This window comes from Bacillus cereus group sp. MYBK245-2, assembly GCF_051916145.1.
Taxonomy (GTDB): domain Bacteria; phylum Bacillota; class Bacilli; order Bacillales; family Bacillaceae_G; genus Bacillus_A; species Bacillus_A pacificus.
The window spans coordinates 1-22,480 of sequence record NZ_JBQAGB010000017.1; the positions used below are offsets into that span (position 1 = coordinate 1).

Genomic DNA, 22,480 nt, shown 5'->3' on the forward strand with positions numbered 1-22,480 from the left:
AACCCACGAGCCCGTTACCAAGTCCGCAGTTTCGGATGGAGATAGACTTTGCATCTAATCTAGTAGCAGAAGCTACCCTGTGGGAATGCGACTTCTTGTCGCACCATAATTATCGTTATTGGAAGTTGGATAACTTTGCTGATTCCCTAATACAATGGAAATCGATTATTTTTATCTTTTTTATTAACTTTAAATTTATTTAAATAAATCTTTTTAAATATTCGCCAAATATTTTATTCATAACTTTGGGGGTGTTTTCTAAATAAACATTAATTTGTTCAATGTTCGATTCAAATTTATCAGAGTTACTTTCATCTGTTGGAAAATCAGATATTCCTTTTATAATAATGCACTCAACATCATTCTTCTTACAGATATAAGCAATTGCACCCGCTTCTGTATCAGCTATTATTATTTCGTTTTCTTTAAGTTCTAAATAGTCCTTCCACATAACTACTGCTTTATCAGCGGTGCCAATTGTTCCGGTGTAAAAATCATTTCCATATCTTGATAGATCGATATCGACTATGAAGGATTGTTTAATAAAAGGCTCAATTTCTTTTACTGTGCAATCATATTGAACGGCTTTATCTGGTACAAAAATATCCAAATTACTGAACCTATCATCTATTCCTGCACATGTTCCAGCAACGATTACTTTAGTTAAATTAAATTTAGAAATCATATACTGATTACCACCAACACCATTTACTTTTCTTACACCGGTACTATAAAAAACAAGTTCAGTATCATTAATTGTTCTCATGAAATACTCGCCATAAGGATAACCGAAACGCTCGTTATCTTTTATGCTAAAGTATTCCAATGTCGCTTCATATTCCCACTTAGTTGCTATACTTATTCCTATCATCGACTTACCACCCTACAATATTCTAAATTAAGCTCAATACTTTCTATAATTTACTCCCTTTTTTTCGAGGGAAAGGAAAAAGAAACCCATATAGCATCATTCTCTTTTTGATTTATAAAGTCCTTTTCTTATTGAACTATCTTGTCAGTTAGCCGAACAAGAACTATCTCATTTTCGGGTGAATATTATATACATATGTAGTTCATATAACATCTCATTATCAGTAGCAAGGAAAAAGGAGAACCCTGCTCTCACAAGGGAACCTTCTTTTTTATTTCTATGAATCTATACATGTTTTATACATTCCTATCCTAACGCTGTTTTAGTGTTCTTGCTTATTACTGGATTAGCAAAAAAATCGTATATAATCTTGCATGCTCTTAGCATAGGTTTTTCAAACATACTGGCATTCCCGAATATTCGCTTTCTGATGGCATTTCTTAAACTTTCATTAAAACACTCTCCCCTCCTTTGTCTATCTTTGTGAGTAACTCTTCTTGTTTATTTAAAGTCCTCCCCCTCAAAGCCAAACAAATGATTCAATTTATCCAGTATGTAAATAAAAAGGAGAATCAGCCCCATAATGGACTAACTATCCTATAAAACTAAAACTTCTTTCCCTATGTATCATTATTTCGTTATTTCACCAAACTGAGCTCTCGTAACTTTCACCAAGTCATCCACTTTCAGCTCAATTTGTACACCAATTTTCCCGCCGCTTACAATGATCGTTTCAAGTGATTGAGCACTCGCATCAATACATGTAGAAAATAACTTCTTCATTCCGACTGGTGAACAACCGCCGCGAATGTATCCTGACACTTTCGTAATATCTTTTACAGGAATCATTTCAATTTTCTTTTCACTTACTGCTTTTGCAGCAGCTTTTAAATTTAGTTCCTCATCTACCGGAATAATAAACACATGATAATTTTTACTATTTCCTTGAGCGATTAACGTTTTATATACTTCTTTCACTTCTCGTCCAATTTTCCCGGCTACTGATACGCCGTCAATTTTCCCATCATCTGGATCATATGACATCATCGAATATTCAATTTTTTCTTTATCTAATATTCGCATCGCATTTGTTTTATCTTTTTTCATAACGTTCTCCTTAAAAGGTTATTTCATATTATTAAGTTTTATTATACACCCTTTTCCACTTCTCCTACATAACTTCACGTATATTTCAAAACTAAAAATATTGATAATTCAAAAAACATCTGATATACTTTGAAAAAAACTTATGTTAAGGAGAGATTTGTCATGCGAAATGTTAATACTTCTTTCCAACTTCATCATCATACGTAACGCCGTGTATCCGAAGAAAAATTTTTCTTCGTGGGTACAGGGCTTTTCCTGTTGACCCACGAAGCGTTCATAAAGCTATGTGGGTATTTTTATACCTGCATAGCTTTTTTTAATTTAAGAAGGAGTGATTACTATGGAAATGAAAAACGTAAAAGGAACGAAAGACTATTTACCAGAGGAACAAGTGCTGCGAAATAAAATTAAAAGAGCTTGTGAAGATACGTTTGAACGATACGGATGTAAACCGTTAGAGACACCAACGTTAAATATGTATGAGCTTATGTCATACAAGTACGGCGGTGGTGATGAAATTTTAAAAGAAATATATACGCTTCAGGATCAAGGAAAACGTAACCTTGCCTTACGCTATGATTTAACAATTCCATTCGCAAAAGTCGTTGCAATGAATCCGAACATCCGCCTCCCTTTTAAACGGTATGAAATTGGAAAAGTATTTCGAGATGGCCCTATTAAACAAGGGAGATTTCGTGAGTTCATACAATGCGACGTTGATATAGTCGGTGTAGAATCTGTCATGGCAGAAGCTGAACTTATGAGCATGGCGTTTGAACTGTTCCGAACGTTAAACTTAGAAGTAACGATCCAATATAATAACCGTAAATTATTAAACGGTATTCTCGAGTCCATTAACATCCCTACTGAACGAACGAGTGACGTCATTTTATCATTAGACAAAATCGAAAAGATTGGGATTGATGGTGTACGAAAAGATGTATTAGAGCGCGGAATCTCTGAAGAAATGGCTGATACAATATGTAATACCGTATTATCTTGTCTAAAGCTTACGATTGCTGACTTTACAGAAACTTTCAATAATCCACTCGTTGCCGAAGGAGTAAACGAATTACAACAATTACAGCAATATTTAATCGCGCTTGGAATAAATGAAAATGCTATATTCAACCCGTTTTTAGCGCGAGGACTCACAATGTACACAGGCACCGTATATGAAATCTTTTTAAAAAATGGATCGATTACATCCAGCATCGGTAGCGGCGGTCGATACGATAATATTATCGGCGCATTCCGTGGCGATAACTTGAACTATCCAACAGTCGGTATTTCATTCGGTTTAGACGTTATTTATACAGCACTATCACAGAAAGAAACGATATCATCTACAGCAGATATATTTATCATCCCGCTTGGGACAGAATTACAATGCTTACAACTTGCCCAGCAATTACGTTCTACCACTTCCTTAAAAGTTGAAATCGAACTAGCCGGACGTAAATTAAAACGTGCCCTTAATTATGCCAATAAAGAGAATATCCCTTATGTGCTTATTATTGGGGAAGAAGAACTTAGTACAGAAACTGTTGTGCTGCGGAATATGAAAGAAGGTAGTGAGGTGAAGGTTCCACTTTCTTCTTTGAAAGATAATACATTTAATAATTATTGTAATATACCCATTAAGTTATAGCTGTGAATCCTTCCTAAAGCATAATCTATGTAAGCTAAAAACTCCATTTAATAATGGAGTTTTTACTGTTATTTATTAATGTTTAAATGTAAATGTCTGTTTATACTTTCTTTCCGACTCACAATCTTTTTGTCCATCTTTTAGCAACCTAGAAGGCTTTTCTTGCCAAGTTATAATAACTTCAAGTTCATCAGACTGAACCGATATAGGAAAATTCGCATGATTAAAAGCAACTTCTTTACTTAACACATGATCTTTTTTAGAAGTGAAAAGTTCATACTTCGTCTGGGAATCTGGTTCATTTCGAAATACTTCAACGGTTACATGATAAGCGTCCTTCCCGATATCTTGAACCTCGAAACCATACGTATCAAAAACATCCTTTTTAGCTGTCACTAAACCAGTTTTTTTATCAGGTTGCTTAATTTCTATTTTCCATCGATCTGACGTTTGAGAAATCGGTAAATGCTTTGGAGAAAAAGCATGAACAGTGAAAGAACTTCCAATTACGAAACAAAATATGCATAAGAACGAAAAAAGCATTTTTTGCATTATGATAACCTCCATTGTTTTAAGTTTTGAATTACTGTTCCCTAAAAGCAATGGATATATTATCCCTTAAATAAAAAGCACCTTAATCCCTTTATAGAATCTCGTATACAAGTTTTTAAACAACTGAGATTAACTTAATAATCTAGTCAAATATTTTTCACTTACTTTCTGATCAATGTGGATAACGTCCCTTCCCCTTATTGAGTTGGTTTTTCTATTTTATAAATAACCAACAATTAGTTAACATAAAAAAATTATATTCTACTAAAATCTACAAATAATTAATATCCAATTACCTCCTAAAATAAGTAATATATAGATATTACTTATTTTAGGAGGATTCACTTTGAAAACCTACATCCAAGCACTAAAGTGGACTACAGGGATCTATCATCTTTTATTGATTCCTTTTTGTTTTTTATTTCTAAGTCGTGTTAACCTTTATGGGATACCTTTACTACTATTGATTGCTTTACATATCACTACTATTTTATTATTTAAAAAAGAGGGCATGAATACATACCCTCTTTTGATTAATCAGGTAGTTACTATGAGATATAGCACGTAAAAAATAATCCTCCTTATAAGCTGATACGCATACTAAAGAAGTAGAACTTGATTTTTCGTACGTATGAAATTCATTTTTCATGGAAAACTATATTAGTATGTATGCAGTTTAAACGCTCTATTTATTAGAGTTGGACAGGAGGAGAATGAATATGTCTGATATTGAAGTTGGCGAAGTGTTTACTCTTAGTGATGAGAATAACGAAGAGCAAGAAGTAGAAGTACTTGGAGCGATGGATGTCGAAGGCGCAGAATATATTGCCGTTGCCTTTGTGGAGGATATCCAAACAGAAACTGAAGAAGACATTGATATTTTCTTTTTAAAAGTAGAAGAAGATAGCGAATTCTCATACATTGAGAATGATGAAGAGTTTGAAAAAGTATCTGCTGCGTTTGAAAAGATTTTGGATGAGCAAGAGCAAGAGCAAGAGCAAGAGCAAGAAGAATAGGAATGAAACAGACGAGGGCGGATGCATATCCGCCGCCCTCGTCTGTTTCATCACGCATTCAAAGACTTATGTAGCAATTCCAGTACATCTTTCATCACAAAAGGACCGTCTTTTTTCACATGCTCAGCGAATTCTGAAACTAGACGTAATGTTTTTACACTTTCAATCGGATGCTCGCCTGACGCACTTTCGGCAGAAAGCATAACAGCGTTCGTTCCGTCCAGTACAGCTTGAAACACATCAGTTACCTCAGCCCTCGTTGGAATAGAATGATCTACCATAGATTGAAGCATTTGTGTCGCTGTAATAACATATGTATTCGTTCGATTACATTCCTGAATCATCATTTTCTGCAAGAGCGGAACAAATTGAAACGGCAACTCAACTCCTAAATCGCCCCTTGCAATCATAATTCCGTCCGCTTCTTTACATATATCTTGAAAATTCTCGATTGCTTCCATCGTTTCTATTTTAGCGATTAAATTTGGCAAAGTTTCTTTATGCCGCTGTATAAAATCACGTATTTCTTTTATATGATCAACTTTTCGCACAAAAGAACATGCGATATAATCAACATTTTCTTCTAAAAGAAACTGAATATCTTGTTTATCTTTCTCTGTAATAGCCGGTAAACGAACGATTGCGCCTGGTAAGTTCACCCCTTTATGAGATGAGATATTACCACCTGCTTTGACCTTTGTTTCTATTTTATCCTTACCTACCTTCTCTACGATTAACTCAACTTCACCATCATTCATTAAAATTCTACTTCCGACTTTCACATCATTCGCGATCCCTTCATAATCAACACTTGCTTCCGTACTACTCCCTGTAACTGGTTGCGTATGTAAAATAAAAGAATCTCCCGCCTGAAGCGTAATTTGTTCTCCTTTTATTTCACCTAACCTTATTTTAGGACCTTGTACATCGCCTAAAATTTTAATAGAATCGTCTAACGATTTCACTAAACGAATAATATCTTTATGACTTTCATGCGTTCCATGTGATAAATTTAGCCGAACAATTTTCATACCATTGCTTATTAACTGCGCTAACGTTTCTTTATTATTACTTGCTGGCCCAATTGTACAAATTCGATCGATTGTCACTCTTATCACCATCCTTTTTCATTATGATTCCCATAAACTTTCATTACACTCTCAACATAAAAAAAGCCTACTCCCACAAGTAGGCTTTTGAAACTACGAAAGTTTCGTTAATAACTGATTTAAATCTTTTTTCGTTTTCGTCGTCAATGACTTCATTTTAGTAATATCTATCTTTTCTTTCTCCGCTCCTACAATTAACGGATACATACTTTGTCCAATTGTTTTAGATTCAGCTGGGTGTGATGTTTCTAACTCTTTCTCAATTACATCCCACTTTGCATTAATTTGTTTTCCAAGTTTATTTACTGTTTCTAATTTCGGATTCGCAGCTAATTGCTTGTCTAAACTATCAATTAATGCCGCAACTTCTTTTACATTTGTTTTCACCGCTACGTTTTTCTTCGGATCTTTCGTTGTTTTTCCGTCTGAGTTTGTACTTATACTTTGATCTGTTGTTTTCCCGCTAGTCGTTTGATCATTCGTCTTTCCTGTCGTCTCTTTTTCTTTTGTTTTTACATTCTCATTTTGAGTTGATGTTTTACCGTTACTTTCTGTTCCTGATGATTCTTTCGTATTTTTTGCATCTTTATCTGTTTTTTCATTTGAAGAAGTATTTGTTTCTTTTTCAGTATCTTTCGTTGTTTTTGACGCTTCGTCTGCGCTTGTCGTTTTTGCCTCTCCTTCATTTTGCGCTGTTACTTGCTCTTTCTTTTCTGCCTCTTTATCTGCTGAAGGACTACAAGCTGCCATAGTAAGCATTGTACCAATTGTTATCGATGCGATAGCGACCTTTTTCATTTTCATATAAATCCCCCTATGTTTACGTAATTTATCCTCCCCTTTACGATTCGATTTCCCCTTAAAAAATCCCTTTTCATACGAATTATCATTTTTCCGACAGTAATCTTCATAATAATACGTACAAAAACTGATAAAACAATTTAAATATTCGAGTTTCTTCTACTTCATTTTTCTTCTCTTTACTAAAAGAAAAAGAGTATATTGTCATATAAAGAATTACGATCCTTATATGACGATATACTCTTCTATCAAATTTTTCTCTTTCTTGACATTTTATTTATACAAAAAAATAAAATTTTCTTTCGTTTTTTTGTTTCTCAACAATTGTTAACATAATATATTTATGAGTAACCACCATTCGAATGAATAATTTGCCCTGTAATCCATTTTGCTTCTTCACTGACTAAAAAAGAAATTAAGCGTGCTGCATCCACGGGTTCTCCTACTTTACCTTGTGGAAACTTCCATACTAAATGATGATTCAGCTCCTCTGTAATCCATCCTGTATTCGTTGGTCCTGGATCAACAGCATTCACTGTAATCCCCTTCTCCATCGCAACTGGTGCTACTGATTTTGTAAATGCTTCAATTGCTCCTTTCGTCGCTACGTATGCTAGTTCATCAGGCATTGGCCCGAGTGACTGCCCTGAAGTAAGATTAATAACACTGCCACTCGCCTTGCTTGCATAATGTTTTATAAATAATGAACTTAATAACATAGTAGCGCGAACATTTACTGTATAATGTTTATCTAACTGTTCTACATTTAATTCTTCGATTCTCGTATGAGCAGCATACGCTGCATTATTAATTAAAATAGATGGATCACCTAACCGTTCTGATACCATATAAAACAAACGGTTTGGCGAATATGACCGCGATAAATTGATTTCTGCCATTTCACATCGAACACCTAAACTTTCAATCTCCTCTTTCAACAAAAAGGGCTCTTTGTCATGCATTCCCCACGGCATCGCTTTATCATACTGAGACCAGTACGTGAAAAAAATGTCTATTCCTTTTTGAGCAAGCACCTTGCATACAGCTGCACCAATTCCATTCAGACGAGTTGCCCCTGTTACAATTGCTATTTTCTTCACCTTTTCTCCTCCACCTATGGATAAATCCTCTGCACGAATACAGAGGATCTATCTTTTTATTCAATATTTGACAATATACGTTCTGCACCTAATTTTAAAATTTTAATAAAGATATAATTTACAATCGTAAACATTACAAATAAAACGATAAACATAACCCACAGTCCGACATGAAGGAAGAAGTATAATAGACTTACTCCCGCTACAATAACTAAAGCTATTAAAATATTAGCTAAAAAATTCCACAAAGTTGTATAGCGGCTCTTAAATAATTTCTGCTCTGTATCCCAATGTATATCTGCAGTTTGTGCATCCCAGCGTGTGCCGATTAAATTAATTAGTAATAAACCGTTCGCACTTAATAAGAACCAAAGAACCATAAATACTGGAGAAATTCCCGCTACAACTGCCATCGTAATACCGAACACTGCTAAAATAATTACATTAATTAACCAAGCCGTGATTGCTTTTGCAAAAAAGATATCCGAAGCTTTTACAGGTAAATATCGATTTACAAACCAAGAGCTTCCATCACGTGAGAATGAAGTTGTTGCGATGACGTTACTTCCCATTAAAAATAGCGATGCACAAAGACCAACGCCAATTGCAAGTCCTGCTGATTTTGGATTATCAATATATCCCGTGATCCATTTTAAATTCCCATCTTGCACGAATAAAATGAAGAACAACATAATCGGCATAACGAAAGTTTGTACGATACAATTTAAGAAAAATTGTGGTGTACGGAATAACGTTTTAAATTCTTTTTTCACATATGCTTTCAAATGTGAACTTTGTACCGTAGATTTCTGTAAGCCTTCTGCTGAAATGACCTCTTTTTTTGCTGTACTCGTTGAAAGTCCAATAACCCCTTTTAAATATGTACGCTCTGCAATGTAATAAAACAACACAAAAAATATAAATGAAATAAGTGCAAAGATTATTACATATAAAGGACCCTTCCAATTTGCATTTTCTACTAATGCTACTGCTCCAAAATATGTAGTTGGAAAATAGTTTGTCATTTGTACTAAAAGAGAAGACTGGTTATTTGCAAGGTAATCCGCAATTGCATCTTCAGAAAACGAACTTTTATTTTTCCACTGTAAAAACACATTAATTCCTACAATAAATAGTATACTTACGATTCCAATAAATATATTTCCTCGGTCTTTATTTTTCCCTATATTTGTATACCTCATAATAACTGTCATGAGTAATGAAGCTAATACTAACGGCACAATCGGGAAGAGTATGTAAATAAAAATCATGTATATGTAATATGTAATAAATGCGCCACTTTTTAAACCGTACGTAATGAAGATTGGTAGTAAAATGAATGAACTCATTACGTATTGTGTAATTAATACTGTTAAAAATTTTGCCGAAATAATTTGCGCTGGTTTTAATGGTAATGGTAATAACATTTCAATGTCATTGCTGTAGTAAAATACAGTTAAAATGTTCGTAATACTCATTAAAAATACCCATATACTCGCAATCGCAAGTCCCATTGCGATAATCATTCCTGGATCTTGCCCTAAATGTATCATTCCCTCATACATTGCATGCGTAATAGAACCAAACAGTAAAAAGCCGACAAATAAAATAGCTGCAAATGAAAATACGTACGCCGCTCGTTTCTTCTTATCTGTTAAAAAATCTGCATAATTTAATTTCAATAATACTTTCGTTAACGTCCAAATTTTACTCATTGCCCGTCATCTCCAAGAACATTTTTTCAAGTGATTCGTTGGATTTAAAATGATCTCTCATTTCATCTAAATTCCCTTTGAACTGCAAATTCCCCTTATTAATAATCGCGACGCGGTCACATAATTTTTCTGCCACTTCTAATACGTGTGTAGAGAAGAATACAATCTTTCCTTTATCTGCATGTTCTCTCATCATTTCTTTTAAAATATATGCAGATTTCGGATCGAGCCCAGTTAACGGTTCATCTAAAATCCATACATCTGGCTCATGCACGAGCACACCAATAATAACGATTTTTTGTCTCATACCGTGCGAGTAACTTTGAATTTGATCCGATAAAGCATTGTAAAGATCAAATTTCTTCGCTAAAGTCTCGATTCGTTCTTGGCGTACTTCTTTCGGCACTTCATACATATCTGCCATAAAGTTCAAATATTCAATTCCCTTTAATCGTAAAAACATATCTGGACTATCTGGAACATAACCAAACGTCCTTTTCGCCTCCATCGGATTTTTCATAATATCTATACCATTAATCGTAATCGTCCCTTTGTCTACCCCGTGAATACCAGTAATCATCTTAATTGTCGTTGATTTACCCGCACCATTCGGTCCTAAAAATCCAAAGATTTCTCCGCTAGGCACAGATAAACTTAAATCTTTTACTGCATAGGTAGACCCATTATAACTTTTTGACACATTCGTAATCTCAATCATTCCATCCAATCCTTTCCTTAATTACCAAATAACTATATTAACATTATAGCATACTTCTATTTTTAGATTTTTATATTTTTTCAGTTTTTTAACCTTTAAAATAAATATACAAACCTAATCCAACGATTAAAACGACAGCTAGTATAATATAAATCATCGTAAGCCTTCTAATATTCCCCTTTGTCGCTTTACTATAATTTGCATCACCATTTCGCCCAATTAACACCGTTGCCACTACAGTAATGACTACAAGTAATACAACGATCATGATCCAAGTTAACATGCCTTCCCCCTCCTTACAACCATTTTACAATATTATCCTCTTTGTTTCGCAGTATATTTCCTCTTTTTACTATTATTATGAAAAGAATTGGAAAACTATTATTACTATACATTTTCGTATGTGATATATTTATAACATAATATGAATTATTTCTAACATTGAAAGGAGAATCTATCGTGAAAACAACTTGGATTAAATATTTAGGGTTTCTCGGTTTCTTCGGTTTCCTCGGCTTTTTTTATGAAAAAGGATTGTTTACTATGTTTTGTTTCTTCTCCTTTTTCACAAAGTATAGAACGGTTCAACACGATGAACTGTTTGAACAAATCGTCAATAAATCGTGCCGTAATGCTTTTATCGTTACATTACTAACTACTGCTATCATTTTGTTTATTGAAATGTTATTTCCAAACCCAGTACTACAAGAGATTGATATTGCCCTTATTTTCGGCACACTCATTCTTACGTTCGGGTTCTCTATGTTCTTTTACGATAAACCTGTTGATGAAATGGAAGATGCACCATGGCGTTCGTAACGAAAATAAAAGAATATCGCGCTAAATTGAACATGACACAAGAAGATTTAGCAAAGAGCGTTGGTGTACGTCGTGAAACAATTAGCCACCTTGAAAAAGGAAAATACAACCCTTCCTTGCAGCTTGCTCACGATATAGCGAAGGCACTTCAAAGTACGATTGATGAAGTTTTTATTTTTGAGGATGAATAAGAAATACCGGCATTCTTTTCACAAAGAATGCCGGTATTTTTCATTTATACAACTATCACCCATACAAAACCGCATGAAATACGCCCAACAGTAAATATTGGTCTTCTATATAATCTTCATCGTATACATTCATCTCGATGTGATACATATCTTCCTCAAGACGAATATTCCAATCTGCAATTACATAGCCCTTTCGCAATAACTTTCCCATCCCAAAAGTAGTTTTATGAATAACAAATTCTTCCGCCTTATATGTAAAGGTAAATAAAAAATTTGCATCTAATAACTTTCCGTCACATATAAGTATTTCATGCTCTACATCATGATTATCTTTGTACGTTACTAAAATCCTTCTTTGGCGCTGCCTACTTACATCCTTTGCAACAACGCGAATATTGTCCTTACTATCCTTTATTTCATAAATGATATTACTACCGACTTTCGGAATAAAGTCTAGCACTTTCATCAACGTATTTTTATAATAGCCCCGTACTGCTCCTACTCTTTCGCTTTCATTATAAACCTCTATTGACGTCGTATCCGCTTTACTATCACACAGTCGTTTGTAAGAAAGCTGCATCATTTGCTCTCCTCTTAAGTACTGATCAAACGTCACAGGATATTCTATTGCGCGCAGTTCTTTATTTAACTCATATAAATAGCGTTGAACACTCTCCACTAATGTTGTAGTAGAGATACTCTCCTGAAGCTCAAATTGTTGCCAACTGGAAGAAACTCTCCACTGATTGTCCTCTTCATAAGAGAAACTAAGAATGATCTCTTCACGGTCAGGCGTTTCATAATTCATATGTACATTCTGCCCATGTTGCACTTGCTCCATCCACTGTCCTAAATAAATGCCGAGCTCTGCGACCTTCACACATGACTTTTGAAAAAATACGCTGTTACTCGCGTGAATCGTTACATCCCCTTCGATAAAGCCCTTTGAATAAGCATCATACCGCGGCTCATCTTTCTGTGGGATATTCTTGTCTAACTCAAATAAAAACTTTAACATTCTTTATTCACCTCTAGTTGTTACACAGCTCTTTCCTAAATTGACCGCAGCAATTCAAAATATATCAACGATTTTTTCGATATATCGACTTATCAACAAATATCGACACGATTAAAATGAAGCTACTTTTTCTTCCGCCACTTCTACAAGTTCTAAAATTTGCAGCAGGCTCTCCACTTCATAAGTTGGCTTAACACTTGCCTTATTCTCTTTCAAACTCGGATTATACCAACACGTATCAATGCCGTAATCTTCTCCGCCTTTCATATCAGAAGTGAGCGAATCTCCAACCATTAGTACACTTGATTTATCCGTAATCCCAAACTTTTCAAATGCATAATCAAAAATCTCACGTGCTGGTTTTTGATGACCAACCTCTTCTGAAATAATAATATGATCAAAGAAATTACATAAAGGCGAATTTCCGATTCTAGATTGTTGCACTTTCGTATATCCATTCGTAATGATACCTAACTTGCAATCTTGTAGATTCTCACATAATTGCACTACACCTTCTATAAGATGTACTTCTTTCCCTAAGTTTTCAAGGTATACATCGCTAAATTGCTGCGCATCTACTTCTATATTATGAAGGGCAAATAATTGTCTAAATCGATCTACCGCTAATTCACTTAACGTAATCATTTTATTTTCTAAATCTCTCCATAACCCATTACTAATCTCTTTATAACTCGAAAGATAATCAGTATACCCTGTAGGCATACCGAACTGTACAAACGCATTATGTAATGCGTGTTTTTCCGTTTCAGGAAAATCTAATAATGTATCGTCTACGTCGAATAATATAACTTTGTATTTCATGATGTTCTTTCTCCTCAATTCTATTTCAAAAATTTATTCTCATAGCTTATAAACTTTTATATATTTCGTGATGGATTGCTTTAACCCGCTCTTTATAGAATACACCTTTATCTTCTATTTTCAAATGTGCTATAAATAAGTTTGCAAGCATGACCGCTGTATCTAACCTATAAAATAAACTAACAATATGAGAAGTAGCGTTAAAGATACTATCATTCTTATATCCATCTTTAAATTCATCCCAACTAACCTCATTTGTTTCAGCTATTCTCATAAGCTCCAGTAATGGATGACCAATTAAAGCGTTATCCCAATCAACTATTGCTTTAACTTCTCCATTATACCCGATTAAATTGGCTGGTCGAATGTCCATATGTAGTAAACTCTTTTCATGATCCGCTGTACTAAGAATATGTTCAATTGTTTTTGTATCTGGAAGTTTCATTCCACAGTTCGTAATTGTATTAAACCCTTCTATCCGTTTCACAATTCGTTCTGCTATATACTTACTAATGGGCTCTCTAATATTTTGTTCGTAATGCAAATCATCAATTGGCATGCTATGAAGCTTGCTCACTAACTCTCCTATTTTGTGCGCAGAAATTGGCATATGATCAGTATACACACAATCCGAAATTAAAAAATCAAGTTCGGCAGAAAGATGCAATCCATGTATCCTTGGCACTGAAATACCTTTTGAATGACAATACTTAGAAAGCTCTGCTTCCTTTTGCAATGAAATCCGACTATTAAATAAATCTTCATTTATATTTTCTACTTCTCTTTCCCATGGCACTCGAAAAGCTAAAGATCCCTTTTCTGAATCTCCTCGAAAAACAATATTTTGCACTCCCGTTCCAATCACCTTTAAATCCTGAACAGCTAATTCCTTATAATCTTGACTTAGTATTGTTGCTAGCTTTTCTCTTAACCCCTCTGCTTTTCCACGTGTATGAATCATTTTATCCCCCGATTCGTAAGTTCTTTTCATCCATTCTCTCTTCGTTGCACAACATCCTCATTAGCAAAATTATAACAACAATAAGAAAAGGAGGCTAATCCAATAAGCCTCCTCACTTCTTATTTATCCTCTAACAATAACTCTTTCATTTCCTCTAACGACTCTTTCGTAAAGCCTAAAGCTTTTTCAGCATACGCTTCAACTGAACCGTATTGCTTTTTTAATTCATCAATCGCAGCTTGTAAATACTCAGCGCGTGCTTCGAACATCGCACCTAATATCGCTCTACTCTCATCGTTTTGTAGTTTTGCACCTAAAAAGGCCATCATTTTCTCGTTTAACTTTTCACGGAAACCGTTACTTAGTAAATAATCTTCCATTACTGTTTTCTCTGGTACACCTAGTAAAAGTAATAATAATGCTGATCCAAATCCAGTACGGTCTTTTCCAGCTGTACAATGGTTTACTAACGGTAAGTTTTCCGGGTTTTGCGCTAAGTTTAAGAAGCTCACAAATGCTTCATTACCACTTACGAAATCTTGATTCATTTTCACAAGGTATTCACCTGGTTTCCCTAACATAGAAAGGTCACCAACTTGGAAAAACTCATTTATATTTAAGTCTTTTGCTAAGTCTTGCATAACTGGTAAGCACACTTGACGAGCTCCTGTAATCTCAGGGTTTGGCTTATGCTTCACTTCAAAGTCTGTACGGTAATCGCAAATTAACTTTAAGCCAGACTTTTGTAAATAATCGATATCCCACTCTGTTAATCCTGCTAATTCTTCAGAGCGGTACAATTTGCCCCATTTTACTTTACGGCCTTCAAGCGTTTCATATCCTCCCATATCACGGAAGTTAAACGCGCCTTGTAATGGCAATCTACGCTCAGCTACTGTTACTGCTTGTCCATTACTACCTACTAGTCTAAAATATGGACGCTCATTTTCGCTCGGGTTTTCAATTGTATATGATGATTCTCCATTTACCGTTGCAAGTAATTCTCCATTTTCTTCAATATGATCTGGCGAAGTACTCCAATAAATGCAAACTTCCTCTATATTATTTTCCCACTTTATTTGTAATGTATTATCTTCATTTCTTTCTACAGTTGCTTGTAACCAATGTCTTTGCTGCCCCATTCTTTCACCAACGCTTTCTCTTATAATCGAATCTTATCCTATTGTATTATACGAATATCTACTTTGTCGTTCTCATTTTTCTTTTTATCTTACAAACAGGCAAAAAGTTCTTTTACTTGTTCAAAATTTGTACATGGATTACCGCGAAATACGTATGCGATTTGTTCATTACCTAAATCTTCGTATACAACTGTTCCGCGATTAGGGTGTGAATAAAACTCTAACCCGTTTATAATTTGTTTTGGGCCATAGTTCATTACCCATGAAGAAACAGGGTAATACGCTTTGTTTTTATGTCTACAAACCCAAAGTGCGTATAGTTTATTATCTTCGTCCCAATATACATACTGCGTTTCGTCATTTCCGAAACCGACCGATTCAAGTTTCCAATTTAGTTTTTCATGAATTAACAAATTTACATAGGATACGTCATCTAGAGCATTCCACTCTCTACATCTTCCTATCTCACCCATTTCACTTCTCTTCGCTTGAAAGCTTAATAAGTGAAATGGTGTATGTAATATCGTTTTCCCAAGCTCCATATTTACTGGTTGTAATTCAAATAGAAATCGTTCCATTTCGTCTTGGTTTACATATCCATGATCAACAGAAATTTCAACTTGTGTTTTCCATATAGATGTAACGTAACTTTCTTTTCCTTTATAATTTACACCTTTCCAATACACAAGCCCTTTATATTGAAAACAATCTCCTTTTGCTTGAGAAATACAGCTATCCGGAAATACTGGTTCCATTATATCGAGAAAAAATTCCTTTACTCGAAACATTCCAGTTGGAGTAACAACCTGAAACCAAAAAGTTCCCCACTTTTCACCTTCATAACGTTCTGAAACTTTTTCAATATTCCAGCCTTCTAACAATACATTTGGATACAATAACACGAATGAATGCATGGATTGCTTTAACATATATAGTCCCCTCCCGCTATACGAGTTCGAGAGTATACATCATTCATCCTCCTAAAACTTTCTCACATATCTCTCAGTTGAACTAAGCAGCTGACATCCATTCTCTTCAAAAACATCCTTCATCCACTCATTTTGTACATTTGCCTCACCGATATAATAAGATGCACCTATTTCTTTTAAAACAAACATTGCCCCTGTAAAGAATGCTGCTTCATACCCTTTATTTCTCATATTTGGAGCGACTGCGAAATACATAAGTTTTCCTTCTTCTAACGTCCCCTTTTCAATATGCGGGATTACAATTCCTATCGGCTCTTCACCTACACTCGCTGTTAAACAATGTTCTTTCCATTGCTCACCAATTTCTTGTAGCATCATATTTACAAATTGATCATAAGTGACTTGTTCTTCCGTCATCTCACTCCAAAGAGAATAAAAAGCATCTTCTCCTACTTCTTCAATCAACTTAAAATCAATTTCACTTTCTACATCTTCTACTTTATATAGATCCTTAAACACAATGATGTTTTCAGTAACATATTCAAACGAGTACGTTTCAAAACATTTTTTATACATATTATAATTGGGGCTTTTCGAAGAAATCTCAAAATGTAAGTTTTCTATTCCCTCTTCTTCAGCCTCAGCAACGCAATATTGCATGATTTCCTTTAATTGCTCTTCTGTAAAAATCTCTGCATTATTTTCTTTTATCATGATAGAAGAAGCATTTCTTCTTATTTTAAAATGTTTTTCTAACTGTTCTATAGTCGTCATATACTTCCCTCATCTATGTCATACTTGAATTTCTACTTGTTCTCCTTGCATGAGCAGGATTGTCCTTGAATATATAGAATACTAGAAAACATCGCATCTTTAAAGTGCGGAGGAGGTTCTCCATTGGATATTACAGCGCTGCAACAACAGTTAGAGCTTATACAACAAAATGACTATACGCAACTGCGACATATAGATATAAATGAATTAACGCTCCATATGCTTCAGTATATCGGAACGACTGATAGTTACGTTCGTTACCAGCTTATATATAAATGTTTTGTGCATTTTATTCATCATGAATTCCTTATGGATGATCAACTGAAATTACTGTTGCAAACTTGTTTAAGTGATGAATATTTATATTGTGACATTTACTCCCCGCATTCAGATGGGGTTTTCACACGTTCTTACACTGTTTCGTTAATTGCGTTAATACTCCAATTCGCTAATTCGCACTACTTTTGTACAGAGGAAGATATTGAAGAAATAAAAAACAAACTCATTACATACACAAACTTAGAAACAGATTTCCGAGGCTATATTGAAAATAAAGGATGGGCTCATTGTCTTGCTCACGTATCTGATGCCTTTACTGAAATTGTCCACAATTCTTATACGACCTTTGAATGGTATGAAGAATTAATTCATTGCTTATTAAATAAAATCTTCATTCCATCTGACCTTTTTCATAATAACGAAGATGAACGAATTGTTACGCCATTACTAGCAATGCTGTATCATGACTTCCCGCAAGATGAGTTAATTTCTATTATTCAAAAAAAAATAAAAAGGCTTCCCCAAATTAGAAAACGCCTTTCGTTAAATGAATATTGTATTTTATGCGCCAACATTAAAACCTTTTTACGCACATTATTTTTCAGAACGAAAGATGACCATAACTTAGCCTTTACAGCACGTAAAACAGAAAGAATGTTAAAAGAACTTCCTAATTATTATTAGCTATAAGGAGAACAACTATGGGTTATATTGAAGATATGAGAAATTTAGTAGGAAATCATCCACTGATTTTAATAGGTTCACACGCTATTATATTAAATGAGAACAATGAAATATTGCTGCAGCTCCGTACAGACTTTAACCGCTGGGGCATTATTGGCGGCGCCTTAGAATATAACGAAACGTTAGAAGACGCTTTAAAACGAGAAGTATATGAAGAAACTGGACTTATTATTAAAAATCCAGAACTATTCCGTACATATTCAGGACCAGATTTCTTTCAAATCTACCCAAACGGCGATCAAGTACACGGTGTACTCGTTGTTTATATTTGCCGAGAATTTCACGGTGAGCTTGTATGTGATCAAACAGAATCAAAAGAATTACGTTTCTTTCCGCTTGATGAATTACCTAGTACTCTTCATCCAGTTATTGAGGGGATTCTTCGCGATTTTCATCACTCCAATTAAAGATAAAAATAAAACAGCCTCATTCCCCGTCATGATAATGCGAAATGAGGTTGTTCATGTTAGATCGTTATCTCAATCTGATTTCCTTCAGGGTCACTTACTACACTTTCGTAGTAACCATCCCCTGTAGTACGCGGGCCATTTAACACAGCGTATCCTGCTTCTCTTAATGTATTCGTTAATTCGTTCACCTTTTCTTTACTACCTACAGAAAAAGCAATATGCGCATATCCTATTGTTTCTGTTTGTAATGCATCCTCTATCCCTACCCGCTTCATAAGTTCTAGACGCGCACCACCTTCAAAAGTTATAAAATAAGATTTAAATTGCTTTTTTGGATTATGATATAAGCTATTTTCTTCACCATTAAAGTACTGTTTATAAAAATCACGCATTCCTACTAAATCATTCACCCAAATTGCTACATGTTCAATTTTCATAATTGGCACCTTTTCTTTTATGTTATTCAACTGACAATTGGATGCTTCATTGCCAGTACATTTAATTTTCTTTATTCGTTCTCGTAATCATAAGATCAAGTCCTAGACTTTTTAATCCATATAAATAATCTTCTTTCCAATTGCTCACTGTTATTTTCGGAATATGTTCCGCCGGAATGTACTGCGGACAAGTTTTTACAATTTGATCTATAACAAATTGATTCACTTCATCATCACAGAAGATAAAGGCATGAGGGTTAATAATAGCTATACATGTAGCGATTAAACGAGTAATAGCATCTATATTATATTCCTCTGGATTATTCGAATCTTCACTTCTCAAAGCTTGTAAGAAATTTTTATTATCATACTGCGGTACGAAAGATATCTCTCCTGAGAAAAACGTACTCCCTCGTACGACGTCTCCATTTACCATAATCCCCGCACCTGGTCCATTTTGACCTGAATACAAATATACAAGAGAGGAATTGTCATAGTTTCCAGTGTTTTTATAATAACCAAGCACAGCAGCATTCATATCGTTTTCTATTACTACTGGTATAGAAAACTGTTCCTCCAAATGACTTTTCAAATTAAAATTTTGGAACTTTTCATATCCAGGAATATAAAAAATACGACCATTATCAACCGAACCAGGCACACCAATTGATATAGAGCTTATTTTTGGGAATGTAGCGATAAGACCTTCAATATGTTTAGATAATAGATTTACGCCCGTATCAATTAACATACTTGAAGTACTCCCTTGTTCTTTTACTTCCCCTAAACAGTTAAAAATTGTATAGTTCGTCTCATTTCTCTCTAAAAATATCGCTAAACCTAACATATATTCTGGATTATATTCATATCGTTTCGCTCTTCTTCCGCCACTTGAATCATCTAAACCAGCTAAAGTGACTTCACCATCTTGTTTCATTTTTTCTATAAATTTACTTATCGTCGGAAAACTAATTTCTAATGTATTACTAAGCTCAACTTTCGTTGCACTACCTCGCTCTAGAAGAACTTTACGAATGCTGCGAAGGATTGTCTCTTTAATCGATTTTTGAGTAACAAATTGTTCACTCAAATCGCTCACCACCTTAATCAACATACTTATTAAACCCTTTTAATAAGTTGCGTTGACAATATATCATACATCATTTTCTAAAGCAATAAAGATAATATATTTCTACTAGCAGTATTCCGAATGCTTCCCCTAGTATACTTAAAAATTGTGTATAACCTATGATAGAAACTTACAGCAAACGAGAAAACCGACAAAGCAAATAAGAAAAAGAGCGCTTCAAGAAGCAAGTAATGTCTTCGTACGATTTTCCGCACTCTTTTTCTTCATATGAAACACCTTTTACATTTTCTATACGATACGACATCAGTTTATTCATGTACTCATAAAAAATGCTTTCTATAAGTCTATCGTTTTAATAACCTTGGCTGGGTTACCACCAACAACTACATTATTAGGTACATCTTTTGTCACAACTGCTCCTGAAGCAATTACAGCGTTATCTCCAATTGAAACACCAGGGTTAATAATAGCTCCCCCGCCAACCCAAACGTTGTTACCAATCTTTACAGGCTTTCCATATTCTTTACCAGAATTCCGCTCTACTGGGTGTAAAGGATGAGTAGCAGTGTAAATGTGGACACCAGGTGCAAACATACAATGATCACCGATTCGAACTTCACAAACGTCTAAAATCACACAATTGAAATTTGCGAAAAAGCTCTTTCCAACATGGATATTGTAGCCGTAATCGCAACGAAAATCAGGATTAATTTGCGCTTTCCCATCAGCTGAAGAACCTAAAAGCTGATTTAATAACGTAAAACGCCTCTCATCTCCTGTCTCCATCGCCTCGTTATAAAGGCGTGTTAAACGTTTTGCCTCCACCCTATCAGCCACTAATTCTTCGTCATCCGCGATATACATTTCTCCCGCTAACATCTTTTCTTTTTCTGTTTTCATAGAATCATCTCCTTCGTAATCAAATGAACCCTACTTATTAAACATCTTTATTAAGTGACTTTCATTATACTTATTAAACATGTTTAATAAGTAACCCTATAGTAGCATACTTTTTAATATATGCAACTAATAAGTTTCAAAAGAATATGCGAACTCCTTGCTTTACTCATCGATATGACGAATAAGTTATAGAGAAAAAAGAGGGAACGCTCAGTGCTCCCTCTCAAATCCAATCCGTTTCTTAATTTCTGTTAAATTTACCTTCGCAATAGTCCGCGCCCGCCCAGCACCTTTTTCCAACGCTTCATATAATAAATTCGGTTCATTCATATACATAGCATATTTCTCACGTGGCCCAGCTAATTCACGGTCTACAACGCGGAATAACTCTTTTTTCACATCGCCCCATCCGATTCCAGTCTCATATTTTTCACGTAACGACTGCATTTCATCTTCTGTCGCAAATTCTTTATATATTGTATATAACGTTTCTAGTTCTTTCGGTTCATTTGGAAGTGAAGAATCTGTTTTGATTTTAAATATTAACTTTCGTAGTTTTTCTTTCTCTGCAAATAATGGGATCACATTCCCGTAACTTTTACTCATCTTTCTTCCATCAAGCCCTGGTAATATTGCACCCTCTTCTTGTATGACATACTCCGGAAGTGTAAATGTCGTGCCGAAAGTATGATTAAAATACGTCGCAATATCACGCGCAATTTCAATATGCTGAATTTGGTCTTTTCCGACTGGCACATGCGTAGCCTGAAATAGCAATATGTCAGCTGCCATTAAGATCGGATACGTATATAATCCCATATTCACTCCTGCATCGACCTCTAAACCCGCTTCTTTATTTTGCTCTACTTTCGCTTTATACGCATGAGCACGGTTCATAAGCCCTTTCGGAGTTAGGCAAGCTAATATCCAAGCTAATTCTAGAATCTCCGGCACTTCTGTTTGTCGGTAAAAAATAACATCTTCTCCAAGTCCAAGCGATAACCAAGTAGCTGCTACCTCTTTCGTATAACTACTAAACTGGCTCGGATCATGCACAGCATTTAACGCGTGATAATCTGCTATAAAATACAATGCTTTTCCTTCATTCTTCTTTGACATTTGCAACGCAGGTTTAATTGCACCAATATAATTTCCTAAATGCGGATAACCTGTCGGCTTAATTCCTGTTAACATTATTTTGTCACTCATCCTAACTCCTCCTTTCTCAAAACAAAAGAGCCCCTCATCCTTAAAAAAGGACGAGAGACTCCCGCGGTACCACCTTAATTAGCTATCTTTATAGCTCACTTCACACTTCAATAAC

The 22,480-nt window shown here is 34.8% G+C and carries 25 protein-coding genes, 1 pseudogene and 1 other annotated feature (1 of these 27 cut by a window edge); of the genes and pseudogenes, 7 read left to right on the plus strand and 19 right to left on the minus strand.

Annotation, left to right across the window (positions count from 1 at the left end):
• Positions 1-199: 199 nt before the first annotated feature.
• Positions 200-871 (minus strand): 5'-methylthioadenosine/S-adenosylhomocysteine nucleosidase family protein, encoded by a 672-nt coding sequence (locus ACTFRN_RS22575; RefSeq protein WP_000579418.1) that lies wholly within the window; start codon positions 869-871, stop codon positions 200-202.
• Between the two features lie 630 nt (positions 872-1,501).
• Positions 1,502-1,978 carry a Cys-tRNA(Pro) deacylase gene (ybaK, locus tag ACTFRN_RS22580; RefSeq protein ID WP_000710870.1) on the minus strand — a complete coding sequence of 159 codons (477 nt, stop codon included), beginning with the start codon at positions 1,976-1,978 and terminating at the stop codon, positions 1,502-1,504.
• Between the two features lie 340 nt (positions 1,979-2,318).
• Here ybaK and ACTFRN_RS22585 point away from each other — a divergent pair, with 340 nt between their 5' ends.
• On the plus strand, positions 2,319-3,629 hold the full coding sequence (locus ACTFRN_RS22585) for a histidine--tRNA ligase (RefSeq protein WP_088106623.1): 1,311 nt from the start codon (positions 2,319-2,321) through the stop codon (positions 3,627-3,629).
• Between the two features lie 75 nt (positions 3,630-3,704).
• Here the strand turns inward: ACTFRN_RS22585 and ACTFRN_RS22590 are convergent, their stop codons facing one another.
• Positions 3,705-4,181: a hypothetical protein gene (locus tag ACTFRN_RS22590; protein WP_001171093.1), complete on the minus strand. Its 477-nt coding sequence runs from the start codon at positions 4,179-4,181 to the stop codon at positions 3,705-3,707.
• A gap of 346 nt (positions 4,182-4,527) precedes the next feature.
• Here ACTFRN_RS22590 and ACTFRN_RS22595 point away from each other — a divergent pair.
• Positions 4,528-4,734, plus strand: a pseudogene (locus ACTFRN_RS22595) (hypothetical protein); the annotation flags it as partial.
• A gap of 160 nt (positions 4,735-4,894) precedes the next feature.
• On the plus strand, positions 4,895-5,197 hold the full coding sequence (locus ACTFRN_RS22600; RefSeq protein WP_440038558.1) for a DUF1292 domain-containing protein: 303 nt from the start codon (positions 4,895-4,897) through the stop codon (positions 5,195-5,197).
• A 50-nt stretch (positions 5,198-5,247) separates the two neighbouring features.
• Here ACTFRN_RS22600 and ACTFRN_RS22605 read toward each other — a convergent pair whose 3' ends face one another.
• From ACTFRN_RS22605 to ACTFRN_RS22630, 6 genes are all read right to left on the minus strand, one after another.
• Positions 5,248-6,318: a pyruvate kinase gene (locus ACTFRN_RS22605; RefSeq protein WP_074567513.1), complete on the minus strand. Its 1,071-nt coding sequence runs from the start codon at positions 6,316-6,318 to the stop codon at positions 5,248-5,250.
• A gap of 81 nt (positions 6,319-6,399) precedes the next feature.
• The gene (locus ACTFRN_RS22610) at positions 6,400-7,110 is read right to left on the minus strand and encodes a hypothetical protein (protein WP_088106626.1); all 711 of its coding nucleotides are present in this window, start codon (positions 7,108-7,110) and stop codon (positions 6,400-6,402) included.
• Positions 7,111-7,448: 338 nt separating this feature from the next.
• Positions 7,449-8,207 carry an SDR family oxidoreductase gene (locus ACTFRN_RS22615; protein ID WP_088106627.1) on the minus strand — a complete coding sequence of 253 codons (759 nt, stop codon included), beginning with the start codon at positions 8,205-8,207 and terminating at the stop codon, positions 7,449-7,451.
• A 56-nt stretch (positions 8,208-8,263) separates the two neighbouring features.
• Positions 8,264-9,922: a putative ABC transporter permease subunit gene (locus tag ACTFRN_RS22620; RefSeq protein WP_088106628.1), complete on the minus strand. Its 1,659-nt coding sequence runs from the start codon at positions 9,920-9,922 to the stop codon at positions 8,264-8,266.
• The gene (locus tag ACTFRN_RS22625) at positions 9,915-10,640 is read right to left on the minus strand and encodes an ABC transporter ATP-binding protein (protein WP_000570196.1); all 726 of its coding nucleotides are present in this window, start codon (positions 10,638-10,640) and stop codon (positions 9,915-9,917) included. The genes ACTFRN_RS22620 and ACTFRN_RS22625 overlap by 8 nt, the downstream gene beginning before the upstream one ends.
• 88 nt (positions 10,641-10,728) lie before the next feature.
• On the minus strand, positions 10,729-10,923 hold the full coding sequence (locus ACTFRN_RS22630) for a hypothetical protein (RefSeq protein ID WP_000958869.1): 195 nt from the start codon (positions 10,921-10,923) through the stop codon (positions 10,729-10,731).
• A 176-nt stretch (positions 10,924-11,099) separates the two neighbouring features.
• Between ACTFRN_RS22630 and ACTFRN_RS22635 the strand changes: the two genes are divergently transcribed.
• Positions 11,100-11,459 (plus strand): DUF3796 domain-containing protein, encoded by a 360-nt coding sequence (locus ACTFRN_RS22635; RefSeq protein ID WP_049112389.1) that lies wholly within the window; start codon positions 11,100-11,102, stop codon positions 11,457-11,459.
• On the plus strand, positions 11,447-11,650 hold the full coding sequence (locus ACTFRN_RS22640) for a helix-turn-helix transcriptional regulator (RefSeq protein WP_000896303.1): 204 nt from the start codon (positions 11,447-11,449) through the stop codon (positions 11,648-11,650). The genes ACTFRN_RS22635 and ACTFRN_RS22640 overlap by 13 nt, the downstream gene beginning before the upstream one ends.
• A 55-nt stretch (positions 11,651-11,705) precedes the next feature.
• On the opposite strand, the gene ACTFRN_RS22645 is transcribed toward ACTFRN_RS22640, so the two are convergent.
• The 6 genes from ACTFRN_RS22645 to ACTFRN_RS22670 form a co-directional block, all read right to left on the minus strand.
• Entirely contained in the window at positions 11,706-12,668 is a 963-nt protein-coding gene (locus tag ACTFRN_RS22645) for a tubby C-terminal domain-like protein (RefSeq protein WP_000911284.1), read from the minus strand.
• 111 nt (positions 12,669-12,779) lie between these two features.
• Complete coding sequence (locus tag ACTFRN_RS22650) at positions 12,780-13,490, minus strand: YjjG family noncanonical pyrimidine nucleotidase (protein ID WP_000875900.1); 711 nt, start codon at positions 13,488-13,490, stop codon at positions 12,780-12,782.
• Positions 13,491-13,536: 46 nt separating this feature from the next.
• Entirely contained in the window at positions 13,537-14,481 is a 945-nt protein-coding gene (locus ACTFRN_RS22655; RefSeq protein ID WP_074567516.1) for a phosphotransferase family protein, read from the minus strand.
• Between the two features lie 89 nt (positions 14,482-14,570).
• Positions 14,571-15,593, minus strand: coding sequence for a tyrosine-protein phosphatase (locus tag ACTFRN_RS22660; protein ID WP_000531482.1), 1,023 nt, complete (start codon positions 15,591-15,593; stop codon positions 14,571-14,573).
• An 89-nt stretch (positions 15,594-15,682) separates the two neighbouring features.
• Positions 15,683-16,522, minus strand: coding sequence for a hypothetical protein (locus tag ACTFRN_RS22665; protein WP_041184510.1), 840 nt, complete (start codon positions 16,520-16,522; stop codon positions 15,683-15,685).
• A gap of 51 nt (positions 16,523-16,573) precedes the next feature.
• Positions 16,574-17,296 (minus strand): hypothetical protein, encoded by a 723-nt coding sequence (locus tag ACTFRN_RS22670; protein WP_000207373.1) that lies wholly within the window; start codon positions 17,294-17,296, stop codon positions 16,574-16,576.
• A gap of 123 nt (positions 17,297-17,419) precedes the next feature.
• On the opposite strand from ACTFRN_RS22670, the gene ACTFRN_RS22675 reads away from it, so the two are divergent.
• Both ACTFRN_RS22675 and ACTFRN_RS22680 read left to right on the plus strand, forming a co-directional pair.
• A complete protein-coding gene (locus ACTFRN_RS22675) occupies positions 17,420-18,259 on the plus strand; it encodes a DUF2785 domain-containing protein (RefSeq protein WP_000355458.1) in 840 nt (279 codons plus the stop codon).
• A 17-nt stretch (positions 18,260-18,276) separates the two neighbouring features.
• Entirely contained in the window at positions 18,277-18,726 is a 450-nt protein-coding gene (locus ACTFRN_RS22680; protein WP_000540475.1) for an NUDIX hydrolase, read from the plus strand.
• A 59-nt stretch (positions 18,727-18,785) separates the two neighbouring features.
• Here the strand turns inward: ACTFRN_RS22680 and ACTFRN_RS22685 are convergent, their stop codons facing one another.
• The 4 genes from ACTFRN_RS22685 to ACTFRN_RS22700 form a co-directional block, all read right to left on the minus strand.
• A complete protein-coding gene (locus tag ACTFRN_RS22685; protein WP_000687577.1) occupies positions 18,786-19,166 on the minus strand; it encodes a VOC family protein in 381 nt (126 codons plus the stop codon).
• 61 nt (positions 19,167-19,227) lie between these two features.
• Positions 19,228-20,256 carry an ROK family transcriptional regulator gene (locus tag ACTFRN_RS22690; protein WP_049111628.1) on the minus strand — a complete coding sequence of 343 codons (1,029 nt, stop codon included), beginning with the start codon at positions 20,254-20,256 and terminating at the stop codon, positions 19,228-19,230.
• A 336-nt stretch (positions 20,257-20,592) separates the two neighbouring features.
• The gene (locus tag ACTFRN_RS22695; RefSeq protein WP_000845612.1) at positions 20,593-21,156 is read right to left on the minus strand and encodes a maltose O-acetyltransferase; all 564 of its coding nucleotides are present in this window, start codon (positions 21,154-21,156) and stop codon (positions 20,593-20,595) included.
• Between the two features lie 210 nt (positions 21,157-21,366).
• Positions 21,367-22,365, minus strand: coding sequence for a tryptophan--tRNA ligase (locus ACTFRN_RS22700; protein WP_074614896.1), 999 nt, complete (start codon positions 22,363-22,365; stop codon positions 21,367-21,369).
• A 43-nt stretch (positions 22,366-22,408) separates the two neighbouring features.
• Positions 22,409-22,480, minus strand: a binding site (T-box leader) (it continues 138 nt past the right edge of the window).